Here is a 16,965-nt window from a genome sequence, read left to right on the forward strand (position 1 = left end):
CTTTAGCAAGGTAGATAGTCTTTAACCGGAACAAAAAGCGTTCCAATTTCAGATTTCTAACTTTCTACAAAACTAATCGCTTCTTTCAGCTTTTCTAAGATAAGGGGAATTTATAATGAAAAAAATAACAGAGTATGAAAATAAAAAAGTCCTTGTTCTTGGACTTGCTAAAAGCGGTGTTAGTGCTGCGAAATTGTTGCATGAGTTAGGTGCATTAGTGACAGTCAATGACTTTAAACAATTTGATCAAAACCCGGAAGCCCAAGATTTATTAACCTTGGGTATTCGTGTTGTTACAGGCGGACATCCAATTGAACTTTTAGATGAAGATTTTTCGTTGATTGTAAAAAATCCTGGAATTCCATATACAAATCCTTTAGTAGAAAAAGCCTTGAGTATGAATTTACCTGTTCTCACGGAAGTGGAGTTGGCGTATCAAATCGCTGAATGTCCAATTATTGGAATTACCGGAACAAATGGTAAAACAACGACAACGACCATGATCGGATTACTTTTAAATGCAGACCGCACATCTGGAACTGCTCGTTTAGCTGGAAACATTGGCTATCCTGCTAGTGAAGTTGCCGAGGAGGCGGCTTCAACAGATGATATCGTGATGGAGTTATCAAGTTTTCAATTAATGGGTATTGAAACGTTCCGTCCGAAAATTGCTGTAATTACAAATATTTATGAAGCGCATTTAGACTATCATGGTTCAAGAGAAGAGTATGTGAAGGCTAAATGGGCAATCCAAAAAAATATGCAGGAAAGTGATTTTCTGGTATTAAATTGGAATCAACAAGAAATTCAAGAATTAAGTAAAACAACGAAAGTTGCAATCATTCCTTTTTCAACGAAAGAAAAAGTCCAAGGGGCGTATCTTTTGGATGGAAAAATATACTATAAAGATGAATATATCATGTTAGCAACAGAGTTAGGTGTACCAGGTCATCATAATGTTGAAAATGCATTAGCAGCTATTTCTGTTGCTAAATTAAAAGACATCTCAAATGATGTGATCAGACAAACATTAATGATTTTTACAGGCGTACCTCACCGCACACAATATGTGGGAGAAGTATTTGGACGGAAATTTTATAATGACTCTAAAGCGACAAATATACTTGCTACTGAGATGGCTCTAAGCGGTTTTGACCATTCATCACTTATTTTATTAGCAGGTGGTTTAGATAGAGGAAACAGTTTTGATGAGTTAGTTCCTTCATTAAAAGAAATCAAAGCAATTATTCTGTTTGGAGAAACAAAAGATAAATTGCACAAAGCCGCAGTCGAAGCGGGCATCCAAACCATCCGATTAACGGAAAATGTGCAAAGTGCTGTACGTGATGCCTATGATTTTTCTGAAAAAAATGATACTATTCTATTATCGCCTGCGTGCGCAAGTTGGGATCAATACCCCAATTTTGAGTTACGTGGAGAGGCATTTATAAACGCAATGCACCAGCTAAAAGACATAGAAAAGTGAGAGAATTATGAAGATATTGATAACCGGTGGCGGAACAGGCGGGCACATTTATCCTGCGCTAGCTTTAGTTAACCATGTAAAACAAGTGGAACCAAATACAGAATTCATGTACGTAGGATCGCAAGCAGGGCTAGAGAGTCAAATTGTTCCAAAATATAATATTCCTTTTAAAACGATTAAAATCCAAGGATTTCGTCGTTCACTTAGTCCTCAAAATATTAAAACTGTCTATCTTTTTTTGAGCAGTATTGGAAAAGCTAAAAAAATTATCAGAGATTTTCAACCGGATATTGTTATTGGGACGGGTGGATACGTATCAGGATCGGTCGTTTATGCAGCTAAGCAACTGAAAATTCCAACAATCATCCATGAACAAAACAGCATACCTGGGATGACTAACAAGTTTTTAAGCAGATACGTGACAAAAGTAGCTATTTGCTTTCCAGATGTTGCTGAGTATTTCCCTAAAGAAAAAGTTGTTTTGACAGGTAATCCCCGGGCTCAAGAAGTAGTAACGATTGAAAAAACAAATGTCCTAAGTGAATATGGGTTAGATCCCAAGAAGAAAACAGTCGTTATTTTTGGGGGCAGTCGTGGCGCATTGAAAATTAATCAAGCGTTTATCGAAGCATTTCCGCTTTTTGAAGAAAGAGAGTATCAAGTTCTTTATGCGTCTGGAGAGCGATATTATAAAGAATTACAAGAAACTTTAAATCTTTCCGAAAAGAAATTGACAAATATAAGCATTCAGCCTTATATTGATAAAATGGCAGAGGTCTTGGCTGCAGCTGATTTGATGGTTGGTCGAGCCGGAGCAACCTCTATTGCAGAATTTACAGCGTTAGGATTGCCTGCGATTTTAATTCCAAGTCCATACGTCACAAATGATCATCAAACAAAAAATGCCCAAAGCTTAGTTAGATCCGGAGCAGTTGAAATGATTACGGATCAAGAACTTACAGGTCCCAAGCTAGTAACTGAAATCGATGGAGTTTTATTGGATGATACGCGTCATCAATCGATGGCTGAGGCCTCAAAAAAAGAAGGCATCCCAGATGCTGCTGAACGACTTTACAAAGTGGTCAAAGAAATAACTTGATAGGGGGTGTAGAAGATTAGTAAGAAAAAGGATGTTTCAGAGGGACAAGAAGACCAAACAGTGGATACCACTGACCAATTAGATGAGCAAAATCTGACTCCATGGCAAAGAGAAAATTTAGAATATTTAAAAACACAAGGAGATCAACCAGTTTGGAGCCCATCTGTTGTAAAGAGTGAAACAGAAGAGCAAGAAGAAAAAGCTGATGAGGCTGAAGAAGCCCAAACGGAGGAATTCCCTTCGGATGAGCCTGAAACAGAAGAAAAACAAAAGAAAACTTACGAATCTTTTGCAGACCGCTTACCAAAGATCAAAAAAGTTCGAAATAAACGATTATTTCGCAGATTGACATTGATCGTCTCTGTCTTTTTGATTGCGATATTGATTGTCCTTTATTTCGTTTCTCCACTCAGTAAGTTGGGCAGTGTCAGCGTGACGGGAAGTGAAGCTGTCGATAGCCAGCAAATTATTGCTCAATCTAAATTAGAGAAAGGCCAGAGTTTGTGGGAGCAATTTGGAGACAGAAAAATTTATGAAGAAAAAATCGAACGTCAATTACCGCGTGTTAAAAAAGCGACGATCTCACTAAGTGGAATTAACTCATTTAATATAAAAATCACTGAGTATGAGGTCGTTGCGTTAGAATCTGTCGAAAATGTTTATCATCCTATTTTAGAAAATGGGAAAATTTTGCCAGAAGAAATGAAAGCACCGATAAGCGGCATGCCAGTTTTTCAAAATTTTAAAGAGCAGTCGGTTATTAAAAACTTAATGAATTCTTACAATAAACTTCCTGAGGATATGAAAAAAAATATTTCAGAAATTCGTTATGCTCCATCTAATGCCAATAAAGAATTGATCAATCTTCATATGAAAGATGGTAACCAAGTAATCGTAAATATCTCTCAATTAGTGGAGAAAATGGCGTATTATACGAAGGTAGCCGGTCAGATGGAGAAATCAGGAATCATCGATATGGAAGTTGGGATTTTCTCATATCCTTTTAATAATGAGGAGACTGAGGAAACCGTAGAAGAATCTTCACAGGCGTTAGAGTAAAGTTAAGAAAAATAAAAGAATAAAATAGTAGAATCTACTTTCTAAAAAGCCTATGTTTATGGTAAAATTGAAAGAAGTGAGTATTCATAAAAAAATATATATTTAAACGGGTGTTTTATGCCCGCTTACATATTGGAATTAATAGGAGGAGGAACCCCATTCATGGCAAAGACAGGAATGTATGTAGGCCTTGATATTGGTACAACGTCAGTAAAAGTTGTAGTTGCTGAGTTTATCGAAGGTCAAATGAATATCATTGGCGTAGGAAACGCAAAATCTGATGGATTAAATCGAGGGATCATTGTCGATATAGATAAAACAGTAAATGCGATTCAAAGAGCAGTAAGACAAGCAGAAGAAAAAGCGGGAATTCAAATTAAAAGTGTGAATGTGGGGTTACCAGCAAACTTACTTGAAGTTGAAAATTGCCAAGGAATGATTGCTGTAAGTAGTGAGTCAAAAGAAATCACTGATGAAGATGTAAGAAACGTAGCATCTGCAGCTCTGGTTCGTTCAACTCCTCCTGAACGCCAAATCGTAGCAATTTTACCTCAAGAATTCACAGTAGATGGATTCGAAGGAATTAAAGATCCTAGAGGGATGATTGGCGTTCGCTTAGAAATGTTCGGAGTGGTCTTTACAGGTCCGAAAACAATTATTCACAATACAAGAAAATGCGTTGAAAAAGCAGGTTTAACAGTTAATGAATTAGTTATTATGCCATTAGCGTTAACGGAAACAGTTCTCTCAGACGGTGAAAAAGACTTTGGAACGATCGTTATCGATATGGGTGGCGGACAAACAACAACTTCTGTGATGCATGATAAGCAATTGAAATTTACTCATGTGAATCAAGAAGGTGGCGAGTTTGTCACTAAAGATGTTTCCATTGTGTTGAATACATCCTTTAATAACGCTGAAGCATTGAAAATCAATTATGGTGATGCTTATCCAGAAAGAACATCAGTTAGTGAAGAGTTTCCAGTTGATGTGATCGGTAAATCTGAACCAGTAAAAGTTGATGAACGTTACCTTTCAGAAGTGATTGAAGCTAGAGTAGAACAAATCTTTAAAAAATCAAAAGAAGTATTGGATGAAATCGATGCATTGGAGCTTCCAGGCGGAGTAATCTTAACTGGTGGTGGTGCAAGCCTTCCTGGTGTTGTCGATTTAGCTCAAGAGATCTTTGATGCAAGCGTAAAATTATACGTGCCTAATCATATGGGGTTACGTAACCCAGTCTTTACAAATGTGATTAGTATCGTAGAATATTCTGCGCAATTAAATGACATTTATCATATTGCTAAGGGCGCGATTCCAGGTGAGAAGATCAAATCTTCACAACCAATTGCTGTTCAACAAGAAGTACAATATGATACTTATGCAGATACAACTCAAGATGATTACGATGATTCTGAAATACATGAATCGGGTGAAAAAGTTACAGGTAAGATCAAAGACTTCTTCTCAAACATTTTTGACTAACAATTAAAACAGGAGGAAACGATACTATGGAATTTTCTTTAGACAATAACATTAACAATGGCGCTGTCATCAAAGTTATCGGTGTAGGCGGCGGTGGCGGAAACGCTGTTAACCGTATGATCGATGAAAACGTCAAAGGCGTTGAATTCATCGCAGCCAATACAGATGTACAAGCCCTTAAAAACTCAAAAGCAGAAACAGTGATCCAACTTGGACCTAAGTATACACGCGGTTTAGGTGCTGGCTCTCAACCTGAAGTTGGCCAAAAATCAGCAGAAGAAAGTGAGCAAGTAATTTCAGATGCCTTACAAGGAGCTGATATGATTTTTATCACTGCTGGTATGGGTGGTGGAACAGGAACAGGAGCTGCTCCTGTGGTTGCTAAAATCGCCAAAGAATTAGGTGCATTGACAGTTGGTGTTGTTACAAGACCATTTAGCTTTGAAGGGCCAAAACGCGGACGCTACGCAGCAGAAGGTATTGCTCTTTTAAAAGAAAACGTTGATACATTATTGATTATTTCAAACAACCGTCTATTAGAAGTTGTTGATAAAAAGACACCAATGCTTGAAGCATTCCGTGAAGCAGATAACGTATTACGTCAAGGAGTACAAGGTATTTCAGATTTAATCACAGCGCCAGGGTATGTCAACTTAGACTTTGCTGATGTGAAGACAGTTATGGAAAACCAAGGAACTGCTTTGATGGGAATTGGTGTTGCTAGCGGTGAAGATCGTGTGATCGAAGCCACTAAAAAAGCTATTTCTTCTCCATTACTAGAAACATCTATTGATGGTGCTGAACAAGTACTATTGAACATTACGGGTGGCTTAGACATGACATTATTTGAAGCACAAGATGCTTCTGATATCGTGACAAGTGCTGCAACTGGTGATGTAAATATTATTCTAGGTACTTCTATCAATGAAGATTTAGGCGATGAAATCCGTGTTACAGTTATTGCGACAGGAATCGATCCTTCAAAAAAAGATCGTAAATCTCCACGTCAAAATAGACCTACTCAAATCCAAACAGTGCAACAAGCACCTGTTTTGGATATGGAACAATCAAAACCATCACAACCTCAACCACAAGAAGAGACAAGTGCTTTTGGTGACTGGGATATCCGTCGTGAACAAAACGTACGACCTAAAGTCGAAGATACGACATTTGAAAATGTTGAGAAAAAAGATTTTGAAACATTTCATCGTGAAGAACCATCACAAAGCAATGACGATGAGTTAAATACACCACCATTTTTCCGCAGAAAAAGATAGGAGCGACTTTTGATCATGCTAGTTGATAACTTAGAAAAAATAAATCAAGAAATTCGGCTAGCATGCCAAAAAGCAGCGCGGTCAGACAATGATGTAACGATGATTGCCGTGACTAAATCAGTGGGAAATGATAGTGCCAAGGAACTTGCTGAACTTGGTATCAAGAATATGGCTGAGAACCGAGTCGATAAATTACTGGAAAAAAAAGAAGCCCTTAAAAATTTTTCGTCTATTAAGTGGCATTTGATTGGTAATTTACAGCGTAGGAAGGTAAAATCAATAATAAATGAGATAGATTATTTTCACGCTTTGGACAGTTTAAAATTAGCAGAAGAAATTCAAAAGCGATCAGAGAAGCAAATTTCCTGTTTCGTTGAGGTGAATGTTACTGGTGAAGCAAGTAAACACGGGTTCAGATCAGAGGAAGTTTTTGATTTTATAAATCAATTAGCTGAGTTTGATCGCATAAAGGTCGTAGGATTAATGACTATGGCGCCGTTGGATGCTTCTGAACAAGTTCTTCATGAAGTGTTTTCTCAGCTAAAAAAACTGCAATTAGCAATAAATAATCAGCATCTGTCATATGCACCGTGTACAGAGCTTAGCATGGGAATGAGTAATGATTTCCCAATCGCTATTGAAGAAGGTGCAACTTTTGTACGAATCGGAACAGCAATATTTAGAGGTGCGTAAAGGAGGGGAATCTATGTCAATTTTTAGTAAAAATGCGTTATCGAGCTTTTTTGGATTATCTGGTGAAGATGAATATGATAATTATGATGAATACGAGGAACAAAAGGTTGTCAACGAACAACCAAGACAGACGGTTCGACAAACACAAGCACAGGTACAAAGACCGACTGCAACTGAGCCTTTAACTGAAAAACCATCTGCTCGTTATCGTTCAACAGAAACGCATCAAGATAAAAAAGAAAGCCGTCAGGAAACAGCATTTAATGAACAAAAGGTTGTCTCCATGCGTAGTTCTAATAACTCAAATTCTAAACGATCGCAAGATACACATAATTCAAGTAAACCTGGAAAAATTACAATAATTGAACCACGAGTTTATTCTGAAGCAATGAATATTGCTAAACATATTATTGCAAGTGATGCTGTATTGATTAATTTTCATTTAGTGGAAGAGAATCAAGCAAGAAGAATTGTTGACTTTCTTACAGGAACTGTTTATGCATTAGACGGAGACATTCAACGCGTAGGCGATGAAATTTTTCTTTGCACACCATCAAACATAGAAATCGATAGTGCCACTGCACAATCGTTAGCTAAGAAACAAATGTTTGATTTTTAGTTAGGAGGTAATGAGTATCGCTCTATTTATATTTCTATTATATAAAGGTGTTCAAATCTATTCAGGTGTTTTAATCATATATGCATTATTATCTTGGTTTCCAGGAGCATATGATTCTACGTTTGGCCGTTTGATTTCAAGAATTTCTGAACCTTACTTAAGTTTGTTTGATCGATTGAATTTGAGCATAGGTATGGTTGGTTTTAATGTAATGATTGCAATCATTGTGTTGAATTTAGCTGCGAGTGGACTGGGACGGATTTTACAATCAATCTTGTATTAATAAAAGAAAGGATGGTTTATCTATGAACGCAAATGTGTATCAACATTTTCGAAAAGATGAACATCCTTTTATTGATTCTGTAGGAGATTGGTTAGAACAAGTTGAAAGTCAATACGCTCCTTACTTATCAGATTTTTTAGATCCTAGGCAAGCTTATATTTTGGAAACGTTGATACGACAAAATAGTGAGCTTGAATTTCAGTTTTACGGTGGATATGAACAAGCTGAACGAAAACGTTGTCTGATTTATCCTGATTATTATGAACCAAAAGAGGAAGATTTTGAAGTAGAAGTATTAGAAATCGTTTATCCTGTAAAATTTTCTACATTGTCTCATGGTAAGGTGTTGGGTACCTTACTTAATACTGGGATCAAACGAGAATATTTTGGTGATATCATTTCTGATAGTGACAGATGGCAAGTGTTTGTTGCGAAGGAAATAGCAAATTTTATTGTAACTCAGGTAGAAAAAATCGGGAAAATTTCTGTAAGATTAGAAAAACGAAAATATACAGAGATCATACGTCCTAAAGATGACTGGACACACGAACGAACAACAATAAGTTCGCTACGTCTGGATAATTTGATCTCTAGCGTATATAATATATCTAGACAGAGATCAAAACAATTGATTGAATCTGGAAAAGTAAAAGTGAATTGGACGGAAAATACAAGACCAGATTTTCTAGTGGATCTGTTAGATATCGTATCTATTAGAGGTTTTGGCCGAATCCAAATTCAAGAGTTAGAGGGAAAGACGAAAAAGGACAAGTTTCGTTTGTTACTGGGAGTTCTACGAAAATAATCCAAAGAGGTGAAGGAATATGGCATTAACTCCATTAGATATTCAAAATAAGAATTTCTCTACAAAAATGAGAGGTTACAACCAAGACGATGTCGATGATTTCTTAGATCAAGTAACGAAAGATTATGAAGATTCTCTTCAAAAAACACGTGAACTTGAAAAATCATTAAAACATGCTGAAGAAAAATTACAATATTTCAATGAATTAAAAGATGCATTGAATCAATCGATTATTGTAGCGCAAGATACTGCGGATAAAGTAAAAACGAGTGCGAATAAAGAATCAGAGGTAATCGTTACTTCGGCTGAAAATACAGCGAACGAAATGATTTCTTCTGCTGAAAAACGCTCAAGCAATCTTATTACATCTGCTGAAGAAAAAGCCAAAGAAATTCTAACGGATGCGACTGATCGAGCTCGTCAATTGGCTGCTGAAACAGACGACTTGAAGAAGAAAACACGTGTCTTCCACCAACGTTTAAGTTTGATGTTAGAAGCACAACTAGAACAAGTGAAGAGTGAAGAATGGAATGAATTATTAAAACCATTCTCAAGTTACGTAAGTGATTCCCATACTGTTATCAAAGAAGTACTGGCGCAAGAACTTGATAAAAGTGACGACGTAGTTGCAGAGTCAGTTACAGTTGCTGAAGAAGAACCAACACTTGAACAAGCTGCAATGGATCCAAAAGCAATGCTTGATTTATTAAATAAAGATCCTAAATAATTTCGTATATAAATAGAACAGAAAAGTCAATAACCATTCTTTTAGCGAGTCAATGATAGTGAAAGTTTGACAGATCCTGGTATTGAAAAGATCCTCTATTTTACTCAAGTTTGAATCAAGTAAAACTTGACGAGTGATTTCGTTAACAATTAACAGAGGAAATAATTGAGTTGATCGATTGTTTTAAATTTGGGTGGTAACGCGAGTACTTTCGTCCCTTGGGATGGAGGTACTTTTTGTTTTGCTGTGAATCACCACGATTGGCTCTGCCAGAGTGGATGATGAACAGTACTTGGCGAACCTAGTGAGAGAAGTTTCCATACTAGTGAATCACAAAAACAGAATGAGTAGCTAATATACAATACAAGTTAAGTTCTGACTTCGTAAGAGCTAAATTCAAAGAATACACGAAGAGATGAACAGTACAAGGCGTGTGAAGTGAGAGAAGTTTCCTTACTATTGAACCACCAAAATACCTGTTGAAAAACTTAGTAAGGATTAGTTTAAACTAGTTAACACTGTAACTTATTTTTCAATCAACATTTAGAAATGAAAGCGAGGAAATGATAATGAAAATGAAAGAAACATTACAATTGGGAAAAACAGCTTTTCCAATGCGTGGAAATTTGCCAAACCGTGAGGTAGAATGGCAAAAAGATTGGGAAGAACAAAAGATCTATGAAAAACGTCAAGAATTAAACGAGGGCAAACCAACATTTGTTCTTCATGATGGACCGCCATATGCTAACGGGAATATCCATTTAGGTCATTCATTAAACAAAATCAGTAAAGATATCATTATCCGTTCAAAATCTATGTCAGGATTCCGTTCGCCTTATGTCCCTGGTTGGGATACACATGGGTTACCAATCGAACAAGTACTAACAAATAAAGGGATCAAAAGAAAAGAAATGACATTAGCGGAGTACCGGGAAAAATGTGAAGAATATGCACGTTCGCAAGTAGACACACAACGTGCTGATTTCAAACGCTTAGGTGTTGCTGGAGATTGGGAAAATCCTTATGTTACATTGGACCCATCATACGAAGCAGCTGAGATTCGCGTATTTGGAAAAATGGCTGAAAAAGGCTATATCTACAAAGGATTAAAACCAATTTACTGGTCTCCATCAAGTGAGTCTTCATTAGCTGAAGCTGAAATCGAATATAAAGATGTAAAATCTGCCTCTATTTATGTAGCCTTTAAAGTCGTTGATGGTAAAGGCATTTTAGACACAGATACATCATTTGTGATCTGGACAACAACACCTTGGACGCTTCCTGCAAACTTAGGAATCTCAGTAAATCCTGATTATCAATATATTGTAGTAAAAGCTTATGGCAAAAAATACGTTGTTGCTAAAGATCTTTTGGAAACTGTTAAAGAAGCAATCGGCTGGGATGATGTTGAAGTACTTGAAACGATTTCTGGTAAAGATATGGAATGTATGACAGCACAGCATCCATTTTATGATCGTACATCATTAGTGATGTTAGGGGATCATGTAACATTGGATGCGGGTACTGGATTAGTTCATACAGCACCTGGTCATGGTGAGGAAGATTATATCGTAAGCAAAAAGTATAATTTAGACATTCTTTCACCTTTGGATAATCGTGGTGTCTTTACTGACGAAGCACCTGGCTTTGAGGGAGTTTTCTACGATAAAGCAAACCCAATGATTACAGCATTACTTGATGAAAAAGACGCATTATTAAAATTGGATTTCTTTACACATAGTTATCCGCATGATTGGCGTACAAAGAAACCTGTTATTTATCGTGCAACGCCGCAATGGTTTGCCTCAATCGATAAATTCCGTCAAAATATCTTAGATGAAGTAGAAAAAGTTGATTGGATTCTTCCTTGGGGAAAAACACGTTTATATAATATGATTCGTGACCGTGGCGACTGGGTTATTTCTCGTCAACGTGCGTGGGGTGTTCCATTGCCAATTTTCTATGCTGAAAATGGTGAAGCAATCATTACGCCTGAAACAATCGATCATGTAGCCAATTTATTTGCTGAACATGGATCAAACATCTGGTTCAAACGTGAGGCAAAAGAATTACTACCAGAAGGCTTTACACATCCAGGATCTCCAAATGGTGAATTTACAAAAGAAAATGATATCATGGATGTTTGGTTTGATTCGGGTTCATCTCATGAAGCTGTCTTGCGTGAGCGTCCAGAACTAACTTTCCCAGCTGATATGTACCTAGAAGGCTCTGATCAATACCGTGGTTGGTTTAATTCAAGTATTACGACAAGTGTAGCAATCAATGGCGTAGCACCTTATAAAGCTGTTTTATCGCAAGGTTTTACGTTGGATGGCGAAGGCCGTAAAATGAGTAAATCTTTAGGTAACACAATTTTACCTGATAAAGTGATCAAACAAATGGGTGCGGATATTTTGCGTTTGTGGGTAAGTAGTGTTGATTATGAAGCGGATGTACGCGTTTCAATGGACATTTTGAATCAAGTTTCCGAAGTTTATCGTAAAATCCGTAATACAATGCGATTCTTATTAGCGAATACGAGTGATTTTGAACCAAAAGAACATACCGTCTCTTATGAGGAATTACGTTCTGTGGATAAATATATGATCGTTCGTTTAAATCAAGTAATTCAAGAAATTCGTGAAAAAGGCTATGAAAAATACAATTTCATGCAAATCTACCGTTCAGTGATGAATTTCTTAACAGTTGATCTATCTTCATTCTATTTAGATTTTGCCAAAGATGTTGTCTACATTGAAGCAGAAGATAACTATCAACGTCGTTGCATGCAAACTGTGTTCTACCAAACAGCTGTTGCATTAACCAAATTGTTAACGCCAATTATTCCGCATACTTCTGAAGAAATCTGGAGCTTCCTAAAAGAAGAGGAAGATTATGTTCAGTTAGCTGAATTTCCAGGATATGAAGAGTTTGCGAACCAACAAGAGTTGTTAGACACTTGGGCAGCGTTTATGGACTTTAGAGATAATGTACTAAAATCTTTAGAAGAAGCACGTAATTCTAAATTGATCGGTAAATCGTTAGAAGCTAAAGTAACAGTTTATCCTAACGAACAAATCCGCGAGCTATTAACAGCTGTCGATGCAGATGTTGCTCAATTATTGATTGTTTCTGGTTTTGAGGTGGCTTCTTTAGCAGCAGAAGTTCCTGAAAATGTTGAAAAATTCGATGATATGTCGATTCTTGTGGAAAAAGCTGCAGGTGAAACGTGTGACCGTTGTCGTGCAGTACGCACAGATGTTGGTGAGGATGAAAAATTACCACATTTATGTGGACGTTGTGCTAAAATTGTTGAAGAAAATTATCCAGAAGCGGTAGCTGAAGGATTCGAAGAATAATTAACTTGTTAACAAAAAAGTATTAAGTAGAAATTGTTTAATACTTTTTTTGGCTCTTTGTCAACTAATGTTGGTGAAGAAAATCTAAAGAATTAAATCGATTATCATGATTCCTAGAGGAAACTTCCTTTAGGTTTTTTTGTTTTCTTGAAAAAGAATTGTGCCAAAACACAAAGAAATTCTCAATTTGAAATTGTAAAAGTTACGAAACCCGTAAGCATTTCTCTTCAACACTTTAATATGATTATTTAAACATTCTAATGGTCCATTAGAATAAGGCAATTCTAGCGCATTTTTAATTTCATTTTGGTACTTCTTAAAAGTACCAATAGTCGTTTGATAGTAGGTAGGAAGACGGCGGAAATCTTCGTCTAATAGTGCATAAAACCGAGCGAAATCTCTTGTCTGTACGGCATAAAGAAAGTCCTGATAACAGGTGTAGCCACTTTTCAACTCGTCATCATACGCAAGTAATCGATCAACGACTTCTGTTTCAGTTAAATAAGCACGGAATGAAGAACGCCAAAGGCGTTTTTCAAAATCAAGTTTCGATTGATTTTTTTGAAGAAGTTTCCAGTATTTCTTCAAGTGTCGATACTTTTTCGCTTCTGTATTTCCCTGATGAAGAAACGTGTTCATTCTCTGAATACGGTGTTTTAAAAAGGTTCGACCGATGAGTTGGACAATATGAAAGCGATCAAGAATAATCTGAGCCATCGGAAATAACTTTTTGACGAGAGAAAAATAAGGTGCATACATATCGCAAACAATATACTTTACCGTTTTACGAACAGACAAAGGAAATCGTGAAAAATAACGCTCTAGAAAAGGAAGCTGACGGTTTTCAACAACATCAATTAACTGCTTTGTTTGCCCATCCATCATGATGAAACTCATAGAAGCCGCGACTTGCTTAACTGATTTGAATTCATCAAAACAAAGGACTTCAGGTAAGGTAATTGATTTTTTTCGGTTCATAAAATCGTTTCAAGACACGGTAAACAGAGGAAACTGAGACCTTCTTTTGACGCGCAATTTCACTCATCGAAGTGGTTTTTCTGAGCCGATCGGCAATAGATAGCTTCACTTTAGTTGAAATCGAACAATGTTTTTCAACAAGACTCGTTTCAGCAACGAACGATCGATTGCAGGATTGACAGAAGAAACGGCGTTTCTTCAAGCGTAGATACGTTTGATACTCCGAAACATCATTCAATAAAATCAGACAGCTTGTAAAGCCCCAACGAATAATCGCGACTTTATCTTCTGCTTCACAATGTGGACAAGCGTGAGCTGAATAATCGAGCGTACCAGAGAAGACCTGACAGATTCTTTCTTTGATTCGTTCTTTTTTTAAGCCATTTTCATTAAAAGTGATGTTTAAGTCTAGAATATCTAAGGTTTCTTTGATAAGATTTGTATAGGACATCTTGTTTTCCCTTTTGATTGGTTTTCGTCGACTTAATTCTAAAGGAAAACAGGATGTCTTTTCTATTATTTTGCATTAAAAAAGATGCCGGTGATTTCTCACCAACATCAGAAAGTATAGAGTCCTTTTTTTGTTACCTATTCAAGTTTATAGTAGAAATCAAAAATAAATAAAAATGGTCAATAGTGATAAACAGTTTCAGTCAATCATTTTTATACGCACGTAATGGTTTTTATTTATTTTTTTAATAAAAAAACACCAAAGAAAAATGTAAGCGCTCCAAAGAGACACCCTGTTGTATTTTTCTTTGGTATACTCTTTTTATAAACATAAATAAAACAAAATAGAACTAGGTTTTTTTTTCTCAGAATTAGTCATTATGAGAAAGAAAATTTAGTTCTTTTTGTTATAAATAAACGGTTTTGTTCGTTAAATTCTATTCTAATACAAAGAAAACGAAAAGTCTATAACAAAAAAACAAAAGTTCTTTAATTTTTATCGTTTTATTATTGGGTAAAAATGAAAAAAATATGAAAAAAACGGTTTTTTGTGATTTCTAGCCGTCAATTCTCTCGTCAAACGAAGGAGGAACTTACGATAACTAAAAAAGGCGAAAATATTTATAAGCGAAAAGATGGCCGCTGGGAAGGGCGCTACCGAAAAGGGCGAAATGAACAAGGAAAACTGCTCTACGGCTACATTTACGGTCAAAAATATAGGGAGGTCAAACAAACCTTAGAACGTCTAAAAGCACGCCAGACTTTTTCAAAGCAGCTTACGACCCAATTTCAAGGGACAGTAGAGGAATGGCTCGTGTACTGGTTGGATCACTTAATCGTTCGTCAAATCAAACAGTCGACCTATGCGTCGTATCAAACAAAAATGCGCAAACATATCTTGCCTTATATAGGAAAGAAAAAATTACTTCATATTGAGAAAAAAGACATCACAGCGTTAATGCTTCTTTTATCGGATAAAGAATTAAGTCTGACCACGATCCATAATGTCTTGACGATCTTTAAAAGTGCCATGAATAAAGCCTACTTTGAAAAAGCCATTCCAGAAAACCCGTGTGACGGCATTGTCCTGCCAGCGATCCGGAAAAAAGATATCGCCATTTTAACTCGGGAACAACAACGAATATTAGAAAAAGCTGCCCTGAAAGAGCCAGGGTGCTCACCGATCATTATCGCGTTGTACACCGGCATGCGGATTGGTGAAATCGGGGCTTTAACGTGGTCCGATATCAATTTAGAAAGCAAAACGATCCAAGTGGTCCGCACAATCCAGAGAGTGTCTGTGCCAGGAAAAACAACCAAGACAGAGATTGTATTTGATCTGCCCAAATCAAAAAGTTCGGTGCGGAAAATACCGATTGCCCAAAATTTACTTACTTACTTAACAAAGAAAAAAGCGGAGGCGGTCAGTACCTATGTGATCAACTATAAACACTCATACGCAGAACCTAGACTGATCAATTATTGGTTTAAAAAGACCCTTGCCAAAGCTGACATAGAGCCGATCCATTTCCACGCTTTAAGGCATACCTTTGCGACACGGTGTATTGAAAATGGAAGCGATATTGCCACCTTAAGCCGTTTACTAGGCCATCAATCGATCAAGCTGACCTTAGATACGTATGCCAGTTCTTTATGGGAAACCAGAGAAAAGGCCATTTCCATTCTGGATGCCGAACTGAATTTAGAAGAATAACCGTCAAAAAAAGCGTCATCACAGCTAAAAAAGCAGCGTGTTATAACGACTAGAGCATTTCTTCTTATAATGACTAATTCTGAGAAAAATAATAGTAGAAAAGCGATTGTTTTCTATCTACGTAGTATAGCAAAAAAAAATAATAGAAGAAAGGCGGACGAATTAAATGAGTACGATTGGTTTATATCAATATGAAAATTCCTATTCATCATATATAGAAGTACTCAAGGAAAAAGAATGCACCTTCTATCCATTAGAGAAAGAACTAGACAAAGACAAACAAACAACACTAGAAGCAGTGATTCTCGATCATTCGGTAGGCAACAGTGGGGAATCCTTGGGAAAAATTTGTGAGTTACTTTTTCGTCTTAAAGAAAGTGAAGTCCCGCTGATCTTTATCCTATTACAACAGAGTACGCCGATGGAGCGGTTGATTTATTTACAATTGGGGGCGACGATCGTCTTTGATAATCAGATCAAGCCGAATGAATTTGGAATCATTGTTTCCAATCTCCTCCAACCAAGAGTGGGGTTGAGGCAAGCTGTTTTAGAAGAAAAGGTAGGGAGCGGACTTCAATTAAACGTCTATAATCATTCTATCCGTTTAGAAAACGAGCAGGAAGTCCTTCTGACACCGCTAGAATATAAGCTAGTAAGTTACTTGAAAAGTAAAAAAGAACAGGGGGCGACCTATGAAGAAATTTATCAAGTTTTGTGGCAACAGGAAATGGGCAATCAACGCTACCGCGTAGCAAATTTAGTCTTTCTCATTCGGACTAAGATAGAGAAAAGTACAGCCCATCCTAAGTATTTAAAAACGATCCGCACGATTGGGTATGTTTTTTGTAGCGGATGCTTTGAGTAAAACTGGTTTTAGAAAAAGTAAAATAGCTAGAAGTATAGATATTATATTGCTTCTAACTTAGATGGA

General features: G+C 36.6%; 13 protein-coding genes and 1 pseudogene. 13 read left to right on the top strand and 1 reads right to left on the bottom strand.

Annotated elements, in window-relative coordinates; translation table 11 throughout:
• Positions 1-115: 115 nt before the first annotated feature.
• The 11 genes from murD to ileS all read left to right on the top strand — a co-directional run bounded on the left by murD (position 116) and on the right by ileS (position 12,892).
• Positions 116-1,486, top strand: coding sequence for a UDP-N-acetylmuramoyl-L-alanine--D-glutamate ligase (gene murD / locus I583_RS01890; RefSeq protein ID WP_010762860.1), 1,371 nt, complete (start codon positions 116-118; stop codon positions 1,484-1,486).
• 7 nt (positions 1,487-1,493) lie between these two features.
• The gene (murG, locus tag I583_RS01895; protein ID WP_010762861.1) at positions 1,494-2,585 is read left to right on the top strand and encodes an undecaprenyldiphospho-muramoylpentapeptide beta-N-acetylglucosaminyltransferase; all 1,092 of its coding nucleotides are present in this window, start codon (positions 1,494-1,496) and stop codon (positions 2,583-2,585) included.
• A gap of 60 nt (positions 2,586-2,645) precedes the next feature.
• The gene (locus I583_RS01900) at positions 2,646-3,644 is read left to right on the top strand and encodes a cell division protein FtsQ/DivIB (protein ID WP_010762862.1); all 999 of its coding nucleotides are present in this window, start codon (positions 2,646-2,648) and stop codon (positions 3,642-3,644) included.
• A gap of 162 nt (positions 3,645-3,806) precedes the next feature.
• A complete protein-coding gene (ftsA, locus tag I583_RS01905; RefSeq protein ID WP_010762863.1) occupies positions 3,807-5,129 on the top strand; it encodes a cell division protein FtsA in 1,323 nt (440 codons plus the stop codon).
• A 26-nt stretch (positions 5,130-5,155) separates the two neighbouring features.
• Complete coding sequence (gene ftsZ / locus I583_RS01910) at positions 5,156-6,406, top strand: cell division protein FtsZ (protein ID WP_010762864.1); 1,251 nt, start codon at positions 5,156-5,158, stop codon at positions 6,404-6,406.
• Between the two features lie 15 nt (positions 6,407-6,421).
• Positions 6,422-7,099 carry a YggS family pyridoxal phosphate-dependent enzyme gene (locus tag I583_RS01915; RefSeq protein WP_010762865.1) on the top strand — a complete coding sequence of 226 codons (678 nt, stop codon included), beginning with the start codon at positions 6,422-6,424 and terminating at the stop codon, positions 7,097-7,099.
• Positions 7,100-7,112: 13 nt separating this feature from the next.
• A complete protein-coding gene (locus I583_RS01920; protein WP_010762866.1) occupies positions 7,113-7,718 on the top strand; it encodes a cell division protein SepF in 606 nt (201 codons plus the stop codon).
• Positions 7,719-7,728: 10 nt separating this feature from the next.
• Positions 7,729-8,001, top strand: a complete 273-nt coding sequence (locus I583_RS01925) for a YggT family protein (protein WP_010762867.1) — start codon at positions 7,729-7,731, stop codon at positions 7,999-8,001.
• 22 nt (positions 8,002-8,023) lie between these two features.
• On the top strand, positions 8,024-8,806 hold the full coding sequence (locus tag I583_RS01930) for a YlmH family RNA-binding protein (RefSeq protein WP_010762868.1): 783 nt from the start codon (positions 8,024-8,026) through the stop codon (positions 8,804-8,806).
• Between the two features lie 19 nt (positions 8,807-8,825).
• Positions 8,826-9,533: a DivIVA domain-containing protein gene (locus tag I583_RS01935; RefSeq protein WP_010762869.1), complete on the top strand. Its 708-nt coding sequence runs from the start codon at positions 8,826-8,828 to the stop codon at positions 9,531-9,533.
• Positions 9,534-10,102: 569 nt separating this feature from the next.
• Positions 10,103-12,892, top strand: coding sequence for an isoleucine--tRNA ligase (ileS, locus tag I583_RS01940; protein ID WP_010762870.1), 2,790 nt, complete (start codon positions 10,103-10,105; stop codon positions 12,890-12,892).
• Positions 12,893-13,021: 129 nt separating this feature from the next.
• Here the strand turns inward: ileS and I583_RS01945 are convergent.
• Positions 13,022-14,321, bottom strand: a pseudogene (locus I583_RS01945) (ISL3 family transposase).
• Positions 14,322-14,870: 549 nt separating this feature from the next.
• Here I583_RS01945 and I583_RS01950 point away from each other — a divergent pair.
• Both I583_RS01950 and I583_RS01955 read left to right on the top strand, forming a co-directional pair.
• The gene (locus tag I583_RS01950) at positions 14,871-16,034 is read left to right on the top strand and encodes a tyrosine-type recombinase/integrase (RefSeq protein ID WP_010762873.1); all 1,164 of its coding nucleotides are present in this window, start codon (positions 14,871-14,873) and stop codon (positions 16,032-16,034) included.
• A gap of 166 nt (positions 16,035-16,200) precedes the next feature.
• Positions 16,201-16,899, top strand: coding sequence for a winged helix-turn-helix domain-containing protein (locus tag I583_RS01955; protein WP_010762874.1), 699 nt, complete (start codon positions 16,201-16,203; stop codon positions 16,897-16,899).
• Positions 16,900-16,965 lie beyond the last annotated feature (66 nt).

Source organism: Enterococcus haemoperoxidus ATCC BAA-382, assembly GCF_000407165.1.
Classification (GTDB): Bacteria; Bacillota; Bacilli; order Lactobacillales; family Enterococcaceae; genus Enterococcus_L; species Enterococcus_L haemoperoxidus.

Bases quoted from the DNA above. Each gene is read 5' to 3' on its own strand.
- murD (WP_010762860.1), top strand. From the start codon at position 116: ATGAAAAAAATAACAGAGTATGAAAATAAAAAAGTCCTTGTTCTTGGA.
- murG (WP_010762861.1), top strand. From the start codon at position 1,494: ATGAAGATATTGATAACCGGTGGCGGAACAGGCGGGCACATTTATCCT.
- ftsA (WP_010762863.1), top strand. From the start codon at position 3,807: ATGGCAAAGACAGGAATGTATGTAGGCCTTGATATTGGTACAACGTCA.
- ftsZ (WP_010762864.1), top strand. From the start codon at position 5,156: ATGGAATTTTCTTTAGACAATAACATTAACAATGGCGCTGTCATCAAA.
- I583_RS01915 (WP_010762865.1), top strand. From the start codon at position 6,422: ATGCTAGTTGATAACTTAGAAAAAATAAATCAAGAAATTCGGCTAGCA.
- I583_RS01920 (WP_010762866.1), top strand. From the start codon at position 7,113: ATGTCAATTTTTAGTAAAAATGCGTTATCGAGCTTTTTTGGATTATCT.
- I583_RS01925 (WP_010762867.1), top strand. From the start codon at position 7,729: ATGAGTATCGCTCTATTTATATTTCTATTATATAAAGGTGTTCAAATC.
- I583_RS01930 (WP_010762868.1), top strand. From the start codon at position 8,024: ATGAACGCAAATGTGTATCAACATTTTCGAAAAGATGAACATCCTTTT.
- I583_RS01935 (WP_010762869.1), top strand. From the start codon at position 8,826: ATGGCATTAACTCCATTAGATATTCAAAATAAGAATTTCTCTACAAAA.
- ileS (WP_010762870.1), top strand. From the start codon at position 10,103: ATGAAAATGAAAGAAACATTACAATTGGGAAAAACAGCTTTTCCAATG.
- I583_RS01955 (WP_010762874.1), top strand. From the start codon at position 16,201: ATGAGTACGATTGGTTTATATCAATATGAAAATTCCTATTCATCATAT.